19 protein-coding genes are annotated in these 15,694 nt (G+C 74.1%); 13 read left to right on the top strand and 6 right to left on the bottom strand.

From position 1 onward, the window contains the following. The first annotated feature begins 70 nt into the window (after positions 1-70). Both ACIPEQ_RS02935 and ACIPEQ_RS02930 read left to right on the top strand, forming a co-directional pair. Positions 71-412 (top strand): DUF3140 domain-containing protein, encoded by a 342-nt coding sequence (locus tag ACIPEQ_RS02935; protein WP_402713967.1) that lies wholly within the window; start codon positions 71-73, stop codon positions 410-412. Between the two features lie 46 nt (positions 413-458). Beyond that, complete coding sequence (locus tag ACIPEQ_RS02930) at positions 459-668, top strand: hypothetical protein (protein ID WP_058729470.1); 210 nt, start codon at positions 459-461, stop codon at positions 666-668. Positions 669-784: 116 nt separating this feature from the next. On the opposite strand, the gene ACIPEQ_RS02925 is transcribed toward ACIPEQ_RS02930, so the two are convergent. The 4 genes from ACIPEQ_RS02925 to ACIPEQ_RS02910 form a co-directional block, all read right to left on the bottom strand. Further along, positions 785-1,660: a family 16 glycosylhydrolase gene (locus ACIPEQ_RS02925; RefSeq protein ID WP_402713965.1), complete on the bottom strand. Its 876-nt coding sequence runs from the start codon at positions 1,658-1,660 to the stop codon at positions 785-787. Positions 1,661-1,769: 109 nt separating this feature from the next. Then, positions 1,770-3,080, bottom strand: coding sequence for a PP2C family protein-serine/threonine phosphatase (locus ACIPEQ_RS02920; protein WP_402713963.1), 1,311 nt, complete (start codon positions 3,078-3,080; stop codon positions 1,770-1,772). Positions 3,081-3,173: 93 nt separating this feature from the next. Then, the gene (locus tag ACIPEQ_RS02915; protein ID WP_126892260.1) at positions 3,174-3,437 is read right to left on the bottom strand and encodes a hypothetical protein; all 264 of its coding nucleotides are present in this window, start codon (positions 3,435-3,437) and stop codon (positions 3,174-3,176) included. A 78-nt stretch (positions 3,438-3,515) separates the two neighbouring features. Continuing rightward, on the bottom strand, positions 3,516-4,136 hold the full coding sequence (locus ACIPEQ_RS02910) for a TetR/AcrR family transcriptional regulator (protein WP_402713960.1): 621 nt from the start codon (positions 4,134-4,136) through the stop codon (positions 3,516-3,518). Between the two features lie 67 nt (positions 4,137-4,203). Between ACIPEQ_RS02910 and ACIPEQ_RS02905 the strand changes: the two genes are divergently transcribed. The 6 genes from ACIPEQ_RS02905 (at position 4,204) to ACIPEQ_RS02880 (ending at position 9,752) form a co-directional block, all read left to right on the top strand. After that, a complete protein-coding gene (locus ACIPEQ_RS02905) occupies positions 4,204-4,731 on the top strand; it encodes a hypothetical protein (RefSeq protein WP_402713959.1) in 528 nt (175 codons plus the stop codon). A 53-nt stretch (positions 4,732-4,784) separates the two neighbouring features. Continuing rightward, entirely contained in the window at positions 4,785-5,747 is a 963-nt protein-coding gene (locus tag ACIPEQ_RS02900; RefSeq protein WP_402713957.1) for an SDR family NAD(P)-dependent oxidoreductase, read from the top strand. 88 nt (positions 5,748-5,835) lie between these two features. Then, positions 5,836-7,320, top strand: coding sequence for a reverse transcriptase domain-containing protein (locus tag ACIPEQ_RS02895; protein WP_402713956.1), 1,485 nt, complete (start codon positions 5,836-5,838; stop codon positions 7,318-7,320). Between the two features lie 68 nt (positions 7,321-7,388). Then, positions 7,389-8,357, top strand: coding sequence for a helix-turn-helix transcriptional regulator (locus tag ACIPEQ_RS02890; protein WP_402713954.1), 969 nt, complete (start codon positions 7,389-7,391; stop codon positions 8,355-8,357). A gap of 62 nt (positions 8,358-8,419) precedes the next feature. After that, positions 8,420-8,671, top strand: coding sequence for a DUF4287 domain-containing protein (locus ACIPEQ_RS02885; RefSeq protein ID WP_209825181.1), 252 nt, complete (start codon positions 8,420-8,422; stop codon positions 8,669-8,671). A gap of 61 nt (positions 8,672-8,732) precedes the next feature. Beyond that, a complete protein-coding gene (locus ACIPEQ_RS02880; protein ID WP_402713952.1) occupies positions 8,733-9,752 on the top strand; it encodes a hypothetical protein in 1,020 nt (339 codons plus the stop codon). Here ACIPEQ_RS02880 and ACIPEQ_RS02875 read toward each other — a convergent pair. Beyond that, the gene (locus tag ACIPEQ_RS02875; protein ID WP_402713950.1) at positions 9,740-10,708 is read right to left on the bottom strand and encodes an AraC family transcriptional regulator; all 969 of its coding nucleotides are present in this window, start codon (positions 10,706-10,708) and stop codon (positions 9,740-9,742) included. The two genes, ACIPEQ_RS02880 and ACIPEQ_RS02875, sit on opposite strands and share 13 nt — an antisense overlap. 240 nt (positions 10,709-10,948) lie before the next feature. On the opposite strand from ACIPEQ_RS02875, the gene ACIPEQ_RS02870 reads away from it, so the two are divergent. The 5 genes from ACIPEQ_RS02870 to ACIPEQ_RS02850 all read left to right on the top strand — a co-directional run bounded on the left by ACIPEQ_RS02870 (position 10,949) and on the right by ACIPEQ_RS02850 (position 14,995). Continuing rightward, positions 10,949-11,173 carry a hypothetical protein gene (locus ACIPEQ_RS02870; RefSeq protein WP_126892512.1) on the top strand — a complete coding sequence of 75 codons (225 nt, stop codon included), beginning with the start codon at positions 10,949-10,951 and terminating at the stop codon, positions 11,171-11,173. Further along, positions 11,170-11,373: a hypothetical protein gene (locus ACIPEQ_RS02865; RefSeq protein ID WP_126892511.1), complete on the top strand. Its 204-nt coding sequence runs from the start codon at positions 11,170-11,172 to the stop codon at positions 11,371-11,373. Before ACIPEQ_RS02870 ends, ACIPEQ_RS02865 begins: the two co-directional genes overlap by 4 nt. 28 nt (positions 11,374-11,401) lie before the next feature. Next, the gene (locus tag ACIPEQ_RS02860; RefSeq protein ID WP_402713948.1) at positions 11,402-11,998 is read left to right on the top strand and encodes a TetR/AcrR family transcriptional regulator; all 597 of its coding nucleotides are present in this window, start codon (positions 11,402-11,404) and stop codon (positions 11,996-11,998) included. Between the two features lie 73 nt (positions 11,999-12,071). After that, positions 12,072-13,409 carry an alpha/beta fold hydrolase gene (locus ACIPEQ_RS02855; RefSeq protein WP_402713947.1) on the top strand — a complete coding sequence of 446 codons (1,338 nt, stop codon included), beginning with the start codon at positions 12,072-12,074 and terminating at the stop codon, positions 13,407-13,409. After that, complete coding sequence (locus ACIPEQ_RS02850) at positions 13,406-14,995, top strand: GMC family oxidoreductase (protein ID WP_126892508.1); 1,590 nt, start codon at positions 13,406-13,408, stop codon at positions 14,993-14,995. The genes ACIPEQ_RS02855 and ACIPEQ_RS02850 overlap by 4 nt, the downstream gene beginning before the upstream one ends. A 29-nt stretch (positions 14,996-15,024) precedes the next feature. On the opposite strand, the gene ACIPEQ_RS02845 is transcribed toward ACIPEQ_RS02850, so the two are convergent. Continuing rightward, positions 15,025-15,606: a GIY-YIG nuclease family protein gene (locus ACIPEQ_RS02845; protein ID WP_209676926.1), complete on the bottom strand. Its 582-nt coding sequence runs from the start codon at positions 15,604-15,606 to the stop codon at positions 15,025-15,027. Positions 15,607-15,694 lie beyond the last annotated feature (88 nt).

Genomic DNA, 15,694 nt, shown 5'->3' with positions numbered 1-15,694 from the left:
ATCAGCGCACCGGAACGGGGGACACGCAGCGCTGCGTGGACACCCAGGCCGGACGCGTTCGCTGGCGCCCATGAGTGACGACCAGCACGACGAGAAGCAGACGCGCGACGACTTCGCCGACGCGGTGAACATGACCGCGTCGGAGCTGAAGAAGTGGCTCGACACGGACGAGTCGAAGGAGGTCGGGCAGAAGTCCGACGGCGGCGGCGAGTCCACCGGGCACGAGAGCGGTCGGCACATCGTCCGCATCCTCGAGAAGAAGCAGGGCGACTACACCGACGACGACTACGCCCACATGCGGAAGGTCGTCGGCTACGTGGCACGGCACGCGAAGCAGGAGCCGAAGGGCGACTCGCACGACTCGCGGTGGCGGTACTCGCTCATGAACTGGGGCCACGACCCGGAGAAGTAGACCGCGGCGACGCGGGCGCGCGACGGGCGTCGGGCAGAATGGGGTCGTGGACGACTCCGGCATGCCCCGCTTCCGCCGCATCTGGTCGACGATCCAGGTCGGCGTCCTCGCCGCCGCCGTCGTGTTCTGCGTCGTGATGCTCGTGATCGGCCAGGGCAAGCTCGACCGCGTCTACGCGGTCGCGGCGGTGTTCTTCGGCCTGGCCCTGGTCGGCCACGCGACGTACCTCTGGCTGCTGGCACGCGCCCGGCGCTGAGCGGTCGACGGACGGGAGGCGCGTGACCGCAGTTCAGCAGGGGCCACGCCGGCCGATTCCCGGCAGACGCGCCAGCGGCTGTCGGGCCGAGACCGGTGGGGATCTCCCGTCCGCCGTCAGGACTGCTGCCAGACCCGCACCCAGTCGACCAGCATCTGCTGCGGGAACCGCGTGGTCGCGTCCGGCGACCCGGGCCAGGTGCCGCCGACCGCGACGTTGAGCAGCACGAAGAACGGCTTGTCGAAGACCCACGGCGACGACCCCACGTCGGCCCGCGTGACCGTGCGCTGCGCGACGCCGTCGACGAGCCACGTCACCGACCCCGGGCGCCAGTCGACCCCGAAGACGTGGTACGCGTCGGCCCAGGCTGCACCGTTCGGCAGGGTCGCAGCGGCCGACAGGCCCTTCGCTCCGGAGTAGCCGGGGCCGTGCACGGTGCCGTGGACGATGCCGGGCTCGTACCCGACGTTCTCCATCACGTCGATCTCGCCGCAGGTCGGCCACCCGACCTGTCCGATGTCCGCTCCGAGCATCCAGAACGCGGGCCAGATCCCCTGTCCGCGCGGGATCCGGATGCGCGCCTCGATCCGGCCGTACTGCGCGGTGAAGGTGCCCTCGGTCTTCAGCCGGGCGGAGGTGTACGTGCCGTCGGCCTCGCGTCGCGCCGTGATGACGAGGTTGCCCGCGCCGTCCAGCGCACTGTTGCGCCGCGAGTCGGTGTAGGTCTGCAGCTCGGCGTTGCCCCACCCGCCGGCGCCGGTGTCGAACCGCCAGATGCCAGGGTTCGGTGCGGTGCCCGCGGCGCCGTCGAACTCGTCCGCGGCGAGCAGCGTGGCTGCGGACGTCGTGGTGGCTGCCTCGGCCCGGCCGTCCGCGGTGAGCGCGGCGGTGGCAGCGGCCGTCGCGGTCGCAGCACCACCGAGGCCCAGCGTCAGGAAGCGGCGTCGGTCGACGGGGTGTTCGGCGTCGTCCGGCGTGTGGTCGTGCGGCATGTCGGTGTTCCTGTCCTCGTGCCCGTCGGTGGACGGGACGCACGATCATCACCCGTGATCGGACCCGTGGCCAGTCCACAGTTCGAGGGACAAGGAGGCGGTCACGGCCTCAGGGGCGGTAGCCGACGCAGAGCACCGTCACGTCGTCGGGGTGCTCGCCGGCGTGCGCGAGGTCGGCGATGCCGTCCACGACCTGCTGCGGGTGGTCGCGTTCGGCGACCCACGCCTCGAAGCGGTCGACCGAGTCGAGGTCACCGCCGAACAGGTCGAGGACCCCGTCGCTGACGGTGACGATGACGTCGCCCGGCTCGAGGACGGTGTCCTCGGCGGTCCAAGCGGTACCGACGCCGATCGGCAGGTGCGCGGACCGCAGCGGGCGGACCGATCCGTCGGCGCTCCGCAGCACCGTCAGTCCGTGCCCCGCGTCCACCCACCGGGCGTGCCCGTCGCGGTCGACCCGGACGTGGAAGCACGTGGTGAACTGCCCGCTGGTCAGGTCGGACGTGCCGGTGGCGAGCCCGGTCGCGGCGCGGCGGACGGCGACCGCGGGGTCGGACTCGTCCACCGTGCTGCGGATCAAGGAGCGTACGGCCGCGGCGATCATGCCGGCGCCGACGCCCTTGCCCATCACGTCGCCGAGCGTGAAGGCTGCCCCGCCGGGGGTCGGGAACCAGTCGTAGAAGTCACCGCCGACGGTCCGGGCGGGGATGCACACGCCCACGGCGCGGAGTTCGTCGGGCAGCCCGGCGGCGGTGGTCGGGAGGAGCGACTGCTGGACGAGGGCTGCACGGTCGATCTCGCCCTCGGCAACGCGTCGTCGACGCTGCACCGCGGCGAGCTGGAGGTTCGCCTGCCGCGCGAGCTCGTTCGTCACGGCCGCCATCGCGCCGAAGACGACCACGACGGTGAACAGTCGGACGAACTCGCTGCCCTGTGGGTCCTGCGGGGCGATCAGGTACGGCAGCATGAGCGTGCCGGCCGTCCCCAGCACCGGCCAGGAGATGTTCCGGCGACCGGGGTTCGCCGCGACCCAGATCAGGGGCAGCGCGACGATCGTGGTGAAGACCGATCGGCTGTCCCCGGTGCCGTACCGGAGCAGCCCCACCGCGACGAAGTCGATGGCGGGGATCACCAGTTCGACGCGGAGCACGGCGGGCCAACGGGCTGCGACGGCGGCGAGGACGAGACCCGCCACGGCGATGCCCACGCCGGTCCACATCCAGGGGGCGTCGGTCACGAGCAGCCACGGCGACAACGCGCTCGCGACGGCCGCTCCGACGATCAACGCCGCGATGACGGTCTGCTTCGCCAGCGGCGCCCACGAGTTGCGCAGGCCGGCGAGCACGATCGGCCCCGTGTCGTCGCGGACCGAGGTCGTCCACGTCCGCGCCGACGACGGGCGGTCCGCGGTGCTCGTCACACGGTCGAGTCAACCCGCACCGGGTGCTCCGGGCAACCCCACTCCGAGGGCCGGGCGTGTTGAGCCGCGCTCACGGGACGATCGCCGCCGTGCTCAGAGTCCGAGTCGGAACGCCAGCGGCACGAGCAACCCGGCCACCCAGACGAGCACCATCACGAGGGCACCCGCGGCGAGCCACCGTCGGCGTCGACGGAGCTTCGGGCTGCGGTCCTCGCCCCACATCTGCGCCCGGACCAGGGTCCGGTTGGCCTGCTCGACCACCCGGCGGACCTCCGGGTCGTCGAGTGGCAGCGACCCGGACCGGGCGTGCTCGGCGATCGCCGTCGCTTCCTCGACCGTCAGCTCGTCCTTCGGCATGCGCCAATCGTCGCACCTCGACCCCTGCGTCGGAAGTGCGCGGCGTGTGCGCCCGTCGAGCGGCGCGCGGCGCAGGCGTCAGGTCGAGCTGGTCGCGGCGAGGCGTCGCACCTCGGCGGTGAGCACGTCGACCGCCCAGGTGGCGTCGGCGTCGGCGGGTGCGTGCACGAGGTGGAGCGTCAGGCCGTCGACGAGGGCGTGCAGGCGCGCGGCGTCGGGCGTCACGACGACGTCGGCGCGGCCCTCGGTCGTCGTGGGTGTGCGTGCGAGGGCGAGGAGGGCCGCGCACGCACCCCGCAGCAGGGCGTGGGCCTCGTCGTACGCCGCGCGCACCCCGTCGTCGGTGAGTGCGAGGGAGCCGAGCGTCACCCACACGCCGGCCTCGACCCGGCGTTCGTGGTCGAGCGGGAGCAGCTCCCGCAGGCAGCGTGCCGCGAACTCCACGGGATCGTCGTGCGGTCGACGCGCGGCGTGCAGTGCGTCGAGTCGGCGTTGCACGTGCTCGAAGACCCGTCGGAGGCAGGCCACCCGCAGTGCGTCCTGTGTCGGGTACGCGCGGCGGAGCGAGGCCGTCGCGATCCCGGCCTCCTCGGCCACGTTCCGGACGGAGAGGGCGGTGAGGCCCTCGCGTGCGAGGACGCGCCAGGCTGCCTCGCCGATCTCGCGATCGCGTTCGTCGTGGTCGATGAGCTTGGGCACGGGCTGATCGTACACAGCTGTACTAGCATGGCGGTGTGAACACAGTCGTACCAAAAAAGATCTGCTGATGCTGATCGCCGCCGTCATCGCCTGCGAGGTGGGCTTCTGGGTCGCCGTCGTCGCCGGCCTCGCCCTCCGGTACGTCGCCGGGCGCCCCCGTGCCGGTGCCCTCGTGCTCGGGACCGCTCCCGTGATCGACGCGGCACTCCTCGCCGTCACGGCCCTCGACCTGGCGCGCGGCGGACGGGCCGACTGGATGCACGGTCTCGCCGCCCTCTACATCGGCGTCTCGCTCGCCTACGGGCGGCGGATGGTCGGCTGGGCCGACTCCCGGTTCGCGCACCGGCGGCACGGCCGCCCGCTGCCGACGAGACCGACCGGTTGGGCGTACACCCGAGCATGCTGGGCCGACGTGCTGCGGACGCTCCTCGCCGTCGCGATCAGCGCCGCCGTCGTCGGCGCCTTCCTGCTCGCGTTCGGCACCGGGTCACGGACCGAGGCGCTGGTCGGCTGGCTCCCGGTCCTCGGGGTCGTGCTCGGGATCGAGTTGCTCTGGGCGGTCAGCTACACGGTGTGGCCGCGCCGCGCAGGTTGAGGGAACACCGCGCCTGGGTGCCACCGGAGCCGCCGCCGGGTAGCAACGCAGACATGACCAAACGGTTCCGCGGGAAGATCGTCGTCGTCACCGGAGCATCGAGCGGCATCGGGAGGGCCGCTGCGCACGAGTTCGCCCGGCAGGGCGCGACGCTCGTGCTCGCCGCCCGGGGCCAGGGCTCGCTCGAAGCCGCCGCGGCCGAGTGCCGCGCCCTCGGGGCCGAGGCCGTCGCGATCCCCACCGACGTCGCCGACGAGCGCGCCGTGCAGACCCTGGTCGCCACCACGACCGCGCGGTTCGGCCGGATCGACGTGTTCGTCGGCAACGCCGCGCTGTTCGTCTACGGGCTGTTCGAACAGACCCCGACGATGGCGTTCAAGCGTGTCGTCGACACCAACCTCTACGGACACCTGCACGCGATCTCCGCCCTGCTGCCGCACTGGAAGCAGCGGGGGAAGGGCACCTACGTCCTGGTCGGGTCCATCCAGTCGCTGCTCTCCGCGCCCTACCAGTCGGCGTACGTCACCAGCAAGCACGCCGCCCTCGGCCTGGTCGACGTCCTCGGCGACGAGTACGCCGGCACCGGCATCCGGTTCACCGCCCTGCTGCCCTCGACGATCGACACCCCGATCTACCAGAACGGCGCGAACTACACCGGCAAGACCTCGCACCCGCTGCCGCCCACGGTGTCGGTCCAGCGCGCGGGGAAGGCCGTCGTGCAGGCCGCACTGCACCCGAAGCGCTACCGGTTCGTCGGACGCATCCAGGCGTCGCTCGTGCCGCTGCAGTACGTGTTCCCCGGCCTGTTCCACAAGATCACCAAGCCCATGGTCGAGACCTTCGCGCTCCGCGGCAAGGGCGTCCCGAGCGACGGGAACCTGTACGAGCCCGCCGACGCCCACAACGCGACCGACGGTGGCTGGGTGGCGAAGCGCCGCCGCGTGACACGTCCGCTCGTCTGGGCGGGCGTCGCCGCCCTGGTCGGCACGGTCCTGCTCGGCCGGCCACGCCGCTAGCGGGGGCCGACCCGACGACGGACGGGAGGTCCGCACCGGGCCGGCGACGAGCCTCCCGTCCGACGGCTGCTCGCCGTACGCTGGCCGGGTGGAGTTCCCGGGGGAGGCGGCCGACGCGCGTGACGCGTCGACCTCTCCGGGGTCACCCCGGGGCACGCAGGACCAGCAGGACGACACGCCCCGAGCGGGAGAGCGCGCTCCGCGCGCCACGCCGCACGGAGGCACCGACGGGTCCCCCGGGAACCCCACGCCCCTCACCGTCGTGGCGGCGGCGCTCGCCGACGCCTTCCTCACCGCCGACGACTGGACGGTCGACGACCTGACCGCTGCCGGGTACACCGTCGTCGGCGTGGAACGGGCGTACGTGGGACGAGCCGTCGCGGCGGCCCTCGACGCGTACCCGAGACCACCGGTCGACGCGCCCCGCCAGCTCGCCGCGGTGCTCGCGACCGCACCGCAGCTCGCCGCCCTGCACCGCTCCCGCGAGGCCCGGCGTCCGGTCCGCGTGCTCGCCCGCCGCGCGACCGCCGTCCGGGCACGACCCGAGACCGACAGCCCGCTGCTCGTCGACACGCTCCCCGAGCTCGCCCGTGCGCTCGACGTCACCGTCGGCCGGCTGCTCTGGCTCGCGGACACCAGGGCGTGGAACCGCCACGCCCCGGCGGGCAGTCCGCTCCACCACGTCCGGCACGAGTGGGTGCTCCGCCCCGGACGGGTACCGCGGCTGCTCGAGAAGCCGATGGACCTGCTCCGCAGGACGCAGCGCGCGGTCCTCGACGGCCTGTTGGTCCGGCTCCCGGTGCACGATGCCGCCCACGGCTTCGTCCCCGGCCGCAGCGTGGTCACCGGGGCCGCGGCGCACACGGGCCGGGAGGTCGTGCTCACCGCCGACCTGACCACGTTCTTCGCCAGCGTCACCGCGCCGACGGTCTACGGCGTGTTCCGGTCCGCCGGGTACGCGGAGCCGCTCGCGCACGTGCTCACCGGGCTCTGCACCCACCGGGTCCCGCCGCACGTCCTCACCGCGATGCCCGCCGGCGGGAGTCCCGAGGAACGCGCGGCCCTGCGCCAGGCGCTCGCCGTCGCCCACCTGCCGCAGGGCGCGCCCTCCTCGCCGGCGCTCGCCAACACGGCGCTCCGGCACCTCGACGCCCGGCTCGCCGGGTGGGCCTCGGCGGCCGGCGGGCACTACACGCGGTACGCCGACGACCTGACCTTCAGCGGCGACCACCGGCTGGCCGCCAGGTCCGGAGCGTTCCTGCGCGGCGTCGAGCGGATCGTGACCGAGCAGGGCCACCGCCTCAACCCGCACAAGACCCGCGTGCGGCGTCGGGGCTCCCGGCAGTCGGTCACGGGTGTCGTCGTCAACGAGTGGCCGTCGCCCGGTCGGCGGGAGGTCGACCGGCTGCACGCGCTCCTGCACAACTGCGTGGTGCACGGACCGGCGTCCCAGGACCGCCACGGCCACACGGACTTCCGCGCGCACCTGCTCGGCCGCATCGGTTGGGTCGAGCAGGTGCACCCCGGTCGTGCGCGCCGACTGCGCGAGGAGTTCGCCCGCATCCGCTGGTGACCCGCCCACCGCGCGACACACCTGTCCGGAAAGCGTACGAGGAGCGCCGGTGCTGAGACGATGCGGTCGTGACTGTGCAGGCACCGGGCACCGAACGCCCCACGTTCCGCCGGTTCCGGGTGGTCGCCGTCAGCGAGGACCGCGGCGTCGAACTCGACACGATCTACGGGACCGCCGACGGGATCGACAGCGCCCTGGACACCTTCCGCTACCTCGGCGCGGGCGACACCGAGGTCTCGGTCAGACGTGCCGAGGTCGAGGGCACGCGCGCCGGCACCATGCGGCCCCGTGACGAGCACATCGTCTTCTGGGTCGGCGACGGCAGCGCGACCATCGAGGACGTCGACACCGGCGAAGCACTCGCCGTGCAACCGGGCGTCCCGGTCCTGCTCTCCGCCTCGCGCCGCTACGCCTTCACGGCCGACGTCCGCACGGTGACGATGGTCCACCTCTCCGACCGCGTGCTCCGTCGCGCGCTCGTGCGCCGGGGACACGTGCCCACGGGTCCGGTCGTCCTCGCGCTGGAGTCCACGGACGACTCCGCCCGGCGGACCCTGCGCGACGTGATCCGTGCGCACGGCGGACCGGTCATGGACGCGGCGCTCGCCGACTCGGCGCGACAGGCCGTCAACACCGCGATCGCCGACGCCGTCGTGGAGGCCTTCCCGGTCGTGCCGAGCCCGACGCCGACCGGTCGCGGCTCGGCCGACCGTGCCGCGGAGTGGATCCGCACGCACGCCGACCAGCCCGTGACCCTCCGGGACATCGCGGACGCGGTGGGGATCAGCGAGCGGGGACTGCAGAACGCGATGCACCGGCGGTTCGGGGAGTCGCCGATGGCCAGGCTCCGCGCCGAGCGGCTCGACGGTGCGCACCGGGAGCTCGAGACGTCCGGTGGGGACCTCCTCGTGGCCGACGTCGCCCGCCGGTGGCAGTGGGCGCACCTCGGTCGGTTCGCCGCCGCGTACGCCGAGCGGTTCGGCGAGCACCCGAGCGACACCGTCCAGCGGAGCCGGCGGGACGACCTGCTGCGCTGACGCCGAGGCGGACGGCGGTCGGCCCCTGGTCCTCCCGGTGTGTCCGGGCTAGCCTGACGGCCGTGACGACCCACCGTGTGACCGCGCCCGAGCCACCGGCCGACGGCGCGAAGCCGAAGGGCCCGGCCTCGTACTTCCCGAGCATCGAGAAGACCTACGGGCGTCCCGTGCAGGACTGGCTCGACCTCGTCGTGGAGCAGCTCGACGGCCACCGGCACATGGAGGTCGTCACCTGGCTCAAGGAGGAGCACGGGTTCGGGCACGGGCACGCGAACGCCCTGGTCGGGTACGTCCGGAACGCGCTCGGCTCCTGACACGCCCTGCCGCCGAGGCCGTCCGGACGCCGGTGTCGGCGGTGCTCCCTACGGTGGCTCCGTGGTCGAACCGGTGGACGCGTGGTGGCGACGGCGACAGTGGTCGCGCGGCACCGCCGTGCCGTACGCCGTCGGCGAGTTCCGGTCGGCCTGGGCGTCCTGGCCGGTGCTCGTACGGCAGTACCACCCGGAGTGGAACCACGGCGTGGTGCTCACGCAGGTGCCGCCCGCGGCCGAGGTCCTGCTGACGTGGGAGTGCGACGTCGGACACGTCTTCGTCGCGACGCCGGCCGAGCAGCGTGCACGCCCCGGCCGCGAGCGCCGCAGGTCGGTGTGGTGCCCGGAGTGCCACCTGCAGGCGACCCCGCGACGGTGGCCGGTGCTCCCCGCGGACTGGCCTGCCGCGGTCCCGCCCCCGCAGCGGGCCGAGCGGGTCCGCGGGCGGCAGACGCTGCCCGCCGCCCCGGCACGCGGTCCGGTCCCGGTGACGAGACCGGCGCCGAGCCAGGTACCGAGTGGTGCGGTGGCGTCCGCACGGTCCGGGTCACGGACACCGGGACGTCCGGGTCGCCCGGTCCGGACCGGTGGCGGTCGCTCGGCGCAGCCCGTCCCGCGGTCGATCTGCCCGAGGACGCCGCGGCTGCCCTCGGGTGACTCCTTCACGAGCGTGTGCGCCCCCGCTCCGGCGTCCGCGGTCGAGGCTGATCTCCGGCAGGCGCTCCGGGACCGCTTCACGTTCACGTTCGACCACACCGCGATCCGGCTCGACCGCCCGTTCTTCGACCACGTCGAGGCCTGGCCGGACATCGTGCTCCCCGAGCTCCGCGTCGCGATCGAGTACGACAGCACCGGCCGGCACGGGCTCGAGCACGTCGGACCCCGGCAGGAGACCGACCGCCGGAAGGACCGGGCCGTCCGCGCCGTGGGGTGGGAGGTCGTCCGCATCCGGACCGGCCGCCTGCCCGCACTCGGCCCCCACGACCTCGAGGTGTCCGGCATCTCCGGCCGGACGGTCGAGCGGCTCGTCGACACGCTGCGGGACCTCCGCGGGCCGCTCTTCGTCGACGCCTACGCGCGCTGACGGCCGGACCGGCGCAGGGTGTCCCGCGGGTACTCCCCGAAACGCTCCTGGTAGGTCGCGGAGAAGCGGCCCGCGTGCGCGAACCCCCACTCCCGCGCGACCTCGGCGATGCTCGTCGTGGCAGGGTCGCCCACGAGCAGCGCGTCGCGCACACGGTCGAGCCGGACCTGCCGGATGTAGGCGTTCGGGGACAGTTCGAAGGTCCGCTGGAAGGCCGTCTGCAGGGCACGGAGGCTCAGCGAGGCGACGCGTGCCAGGTCGGTGCTCGTGATCGGCAGGTGCGCGTGCTCGTGGACGTACTCGACGGCCCGTCGGACGTGCGCGTTGCGGGGGAGCAGGAGCTCGTCGGGGAGCGACGAGCTGACGACCGGGTAGAGCTCCAGCAGCGCCAGGGCCCCGAGTCGACCCATCTCGGCCTGCAGCAGCGGGGACGCTCGGCGGTCGAGGACGGTCTGCGAGATGAGCTGGACGCTGCTCCGCCAGACGCGCACGGCCCGTTCGTCCGGTCGGACGGTGTGGTCGAGCACGAGCTGCCCCGGCGCCGTCCCCCGTTCGCCGGCGACCTCCTCGAGGGCGCTCCGGTTCACCTGGACGATGCGCTGGTCGTAGTCCTGGTACGAGAACGCCGCGCCCTGCTGCGGCCAGAGCTGCGGTCGACCGGGCTCCACGACGATCCGGTCGTCTCCCGATCCGACGGTGGCGGAGCCGCGGGTCGTCCACTGCACCACGAAGTCGTCGGACGGGGTCATCACGCCCTCGAGGCGGCCGTCGAAGCGGATCGACCGCAGCGACATCGCGGCGTCGCCCACCGCCGAGTACCGGAACGCGAAGGGCTGCGCGGTCGCGTCGGCGCGCCACTCGTTGCCCGCGTAGGCGGTGGCGAGGAAGTCGCGTGCTGCGTCGAGGTCGGTGCTCTGCGTCTCGACGTCGATGCGGGGCGGTGGTGTCGGGTTCATGGGTCCCGTGCATTCTGTCCGCGTGGCGCGGCGTTGTCCGGATGCGCGTGTCCCCGGTGCGGGGGTGGACGAACCGGTCCGCGCGGGAGCGGATGTCCACTCGTCGTCGCCGCGGACGCCGGGGACGTCCGGGAATCGTCGTCGTCGGTCGGACGACGTCCACGGCCGGCCCCGGTCTCCTAGCGTCCTCGGTGGACGGGTGCCGGAACGGCCGGCCCCACCGACCCGAGGACGATGACCGTGACCACCACCGCCGCCGGAGTGCACACCGGACCGAGGACCGCCCGCGACGCCGTCTCGTCGGCCGCGCGACGACGAGCAGCCGGAGCGGGCGCCGACGTCGTGTTCTCCGAGCTCCGTCAGGCCCGTCGGCTGCACGGACTCCAGGTCGCCGCGGTGACGACCGGTCTGGTGTCGGTCACCGCCGCCGCCTCCGCCGCGATCGTGCTCGGGCTCTCCGCATGAGCATCCCGCGCAACGAGCTCGGCATCCGGGGCTCCCGACTGTCCCGCGGCACCCGGGCGCTGCCCGGAGCGGACCGCTCCGTGGCCGACACGCTCCTGCCGGTGCGCCGGTCGGCAGCGGCGGACGCACCGACCCAGCCGATCGACATGCGCGCCCTGCTGGCCGAGGCGCTCGACGCCCCGCGGGTGTCCGGTCGCTAGGCGCGCGGAACCGATCTCCGGAAGGCCGATGACGCTCCTCACCCTCACCCCCACCACCCGCGAGACCCCGGCGCAGCGCAGGGCGTCGACCGCCGCCGACACGCTCTTCACGCGCCACGGCGTGACACCGGTGACGCTCGAGGACATCGCGGCCGAGGCGGGGCTCGACCGCGACGAGCTCGACGCGGCCTACCCGTCGAAGCAGGCGCTCGTGGTCGCCGTGCTGCAGCGCTGGCACGGTGCCTGGCGTCGTGCGCTCGACGGCATCGCGCGCGACTCCGACGACCCGCGGGACGAGGTCCTCGGCGTCTTCGGGTACCTGGAGCAGTGCTTCGCGGACGAGGGGTGGCGCGGGTGCGCGTTCATCAACGGTCACGCCGAGCTGGGGCGTACGGACCCGGCGATCGCGGAGCTCGCGCAGGCGCACTTCGCCGACGTCGAGGCGCACCTGACACAGCTCTGCGCGCGGGCTGGCGTGCCGTCGCACGTGGCGCAGGCGCTCTCGTTGCTCGTCGAGGGAGCCCGGGTCGAGTCGGCCGTGCAGCGGTCGGCGCAGCCCGCGCGGGTCGCTCGCCTCGGCGCGGCCATGCTGCTGTCGGTCTACGACGCCCACCCGTCCGCCTGACACCGCCGGTCGGGGTACGGCGGCGGGGTACAGCAGCCTGGGTCCCGCGCGTCACGGACGGTAGGAACGAAGGATGACAGCGACCGCCTTCTGCCTGCACGCGCTGGGCTCGAGCTCGGAGGAGTTCGCCCTCCTCCGTTCGGAGCTCGCCGGCACCCTCGACCTCGTCGGGATCGACCTGCCCGGCTTCGGCCGGAGCCCGGCGTCCGGTGGCACGACCGTCGAGGAGATGGCCGTGCTGGTCGAGCGTGCGATCGGTGCGAGCGGTGCGACCGAGTGGGTGGTCATCGGCCACTCGATGGGCGGCAAGGTCGCGACCGTCGTCGCCGACCGGACGGTCTCGGGCGCGAACGGGCTGTTCGGGCTGCGCGCCGTCGTGCTCCTCGCAGCCTCGCCCCTCGCGCCCGAGCCGATGGACGAGAGCCGCCGCAGCTCGATGCTCTCCTGGGCCGCGGACGGTCCGATCGAGCCGCACCACGCGGTCGAGTTCGTCGACGCGAACACCGCCGAGGTCCTGCCCCCCGACCGCCACGAGCAGGCGGTGCAGGACGTGCAGCGCACCGACCCGCGTGCCTGGCGTGACTGGCTGCTCCGCGGCAGTCGGGAGGACTGGTCGACCACGGCCGAGCCGAACCCCGTGCCCGCGCTCGTGCTCGCCGGTGCCGAGGACGGCGACCTCGCCGCGGACGCGCAGCGACGCCTGACGATGCCGCACTGGCCGGCCGCCGAGCTGCACGAGGTCGCGGGCGCCGCGCACCTGCTGCCGTGGGAGCGCCCGCAGGAGGTCGCCACGCTCGTCCGCGACTTCTGGGAACGTCGGATCGCGCACGGCCCGGTGGTCCCCGCGGACCAGGCCCGGGTCATCGCGTCGCCGCGCGTGAGCGCCAGGACCCGCGGGGTGCTGGCCGTGCGCGCACTGCCCGACGACCCCGCCGCGACGCCCGACGCCCTGACGCCCGAGCAGCTCGACGTGCTCCGGGACGTCGCGCGGATCGTGGTGCCGCAGTCGGGCGACGGCGAGGTGGACCTCGCCCTCCGCGTGGACCGCCAGCTCGCCGCAGGGCAGGGCGACGGATGGCGGCCGGACGGCATGCCGACCGACGTCGACGCCTACCGCGGCGCGCTCGACGTGCTCGCAGCGGTGTCGACCGACGACCTGTCCTCGGCCCTCGAGGACGTCGCCGCCGGCCGGTACCGCTCGGACGGTCCGCTCGACGCCGAGCAGCTGCGCGTCTGGTTCGAGGACGCGAGCGTGGACCTGGTGAAGCAGTGGCTCGCCCACCCCGCCACCATGTCCGAGATCGACTACGACGGCTTCGCCAACGGCGGCGACGGCGTCCGGAAGCAGGGCTTCCAGCTGCTCGGCGCCGGGCAGCGGGAAGCGTGGGAACCCGAGGGAGCAGCACGATGAGACTCGACGCACAGCGCCACCACCAGGACGACGAGGTCGTCGACGTCGTCGTCGTCGGCACGGGCGCCGGCGGAGCCCCGCTCACCGCCCGGCTCGCCCGCGAGGGCCTGACCGTCGTCGCGTTCGAGGCCGGTCGGAACACCGAGCCGGGCGACCACACCCCCGACGAGGTCGAGGCGCCCGCGGACATCAACTGGATGGACGAGCGCATCAGCGGTGGTGCCGCCCCGACGGCCTTCGGTCCGAACAACAGCGGCACGGGCGTGGGCGGGTCCACCCTGCACTGGGGTGCGTTCACCCCCCGCCCGAGCACGCACGACCTGCGCCTGCGCACGGAGAGCGGGCAGGGTGAGGACTGGCCGGTCGACCACGCCGAGCTGACCGCGTACATCGAGCGGGTCGAGCACGAGGTCGGCGTCGCCGGGCCCGCGCACTACCCGTGGGACCCGGAGCGCCGGTACCGGATGGGTCCGCCGGCGCGCAACGCCTCGTCGGACATGATGATGCGCGGCACCGCGGCGCTCGGCATCACCGCGACGGACGCGCCGGTCGCGCTGACCACCGAGGACCGGGTGCAGGAGCACCACGGGCTGCGCCAGGCCTGCGTGTCCTGCGGCTCGTGCCACCAGGGCTGCCGCAACGGGTCGAAGGTGTCGATGGACACGACCTACCTGCCCGCCGCCGTCGCGTTCGGCGCCGAGATCCGCCCCGACTCGTTCGTGCACGGCATCGAGCTCGACGGCGACGGCAGGGTGTGCGCGGTGCGCTACACGCGCGACGGCCGTGAACGTCGTCAGCGGTGCCGCTCCCTGGTGCTCGCCGCCGGCGGGGTGGAGACGCCGCGCCTGCTCCTGCACACCGGGCTGGCGAACAGCAGCGGGCAGGTGGGCCGGAACTTCACTGCGCACGGGGCCACCCAGGTGTGGGCGACGTTCGACGAGTCGATGCGCTCGTACCGCGGCTACCCGTCGTCGATCATCACCGAGGACTTCGTCCGGCCGGCGGACGCCGACTTCGCCGGCGGGTACCTGATCCAGAGCCTGGGCGTCCAGCCCCTGACCTTCGCGACCACGCTGGTCCGCGGTGGGGGCCTCCGCGGTGCCGAGCTCGTCCGGGCGATGCGCGACTACCCGCGGACGGCCGGGGTCGGCATCAACGCCGAGTGCCTGCCGTACGACGACAACCGGCTCGTGCTCTCCGACGACCTCGACGAGCACGGCGTGCCGCGGGCCCGCGTGACGTTCTCGCCGGGCTCCAACGAGGACGCGATCCGCGCCCACGCCGTGCGCACGATGACCGCCATCGTCGAAGCCGCCGGCGGGACCGACGTCCGGGTGCTCGAACGCACCGCCCACACGATCGGCACCGCGCGCATGGGTACTGACGCCGGGTCGTCCGTCGTCGACCCGGCCGGTCGCTCGTGGGACGTGCCGAACCTGTGGGTGTGCGACAACTCGGTCTTCCCGAGCGCCGTCATCGCGAACCCCGCGCTCACGATCATGGCGCTGTCCCTGCGCACCGCCGACCGGTTCCTGCGGGACGACCCGGCGGCCGACCGCCAGCGCACGACGGCGGCCGCGGCCTGAGAGCGGAGCGCTGCGCGGGCGACGTCGCGTCACCCGCGCAGCGCCAGCGCCTCGCTCGTCCAGCGGGCGTGCAGCGTCCACGGGTCCTCGACGCCGCCGGCGACCCGTGCGACGTGGTCGAGCAGCGCCGGGGTCGTCCGGAACCACTCCGTGCCGGGGAACCGGTCGTCCGCGAAGGCCGCGTGCCGCCGCCGCTCGAGGTGCCGGTCACCCCGTTCGAACGCGAGGAGCTCCTGGTGCGGCACCGCAGCGAGCCGCTGTCGCGGGTTCGTGGTCGTGCCGATCTTCACGCGGTCGCCGAAGTCGTCGCGCTGCCGCAGGTAGTACACGACGTCGACCCGCGGTGGCGGCAGCTCGCCGTCCGGCACGTCGCCCCACGGCCACTCGCACGTCGCGCAGAGCACGGCGCTCGGCCACCGCACCCCGACCCGGGAGCCGCAGAGCGGGCAGGGACCCGGCAGGGCGTCCTCGGTGCCGACGTGCTCGGCCGCCGCGTCCGCGACCAGCGTCACGTGCCCACCGCAGAGCGGCAGGACGGCGGCGAAGCCGTCGGCGCAGGGCGCGTCGCAACCGGGGACGCAGCAGGCGGGGACGGCACGAGGGGTGACCACGTGCCGGACGCTAGCGCGCGCCACCGACGTACCCCGTGCCTCCCGGCCGACGGGTGGCCCGCGCCCGCTGCCCGCGGCCCGGCGGCGT

Source organism: Curtobacterium sp. NPDC087080, from assembly GCF_044745105.1.
Lineage (GTDB): Bacteria > Actinomycetota > Actinomycetes > Actinomycetales > Microbacteriaceae > Curtobacterium.
Note: the sequence above shows the minus strand (reverse complement) of the source record. Positions and strands in the feature narration are given on the sequence as shown.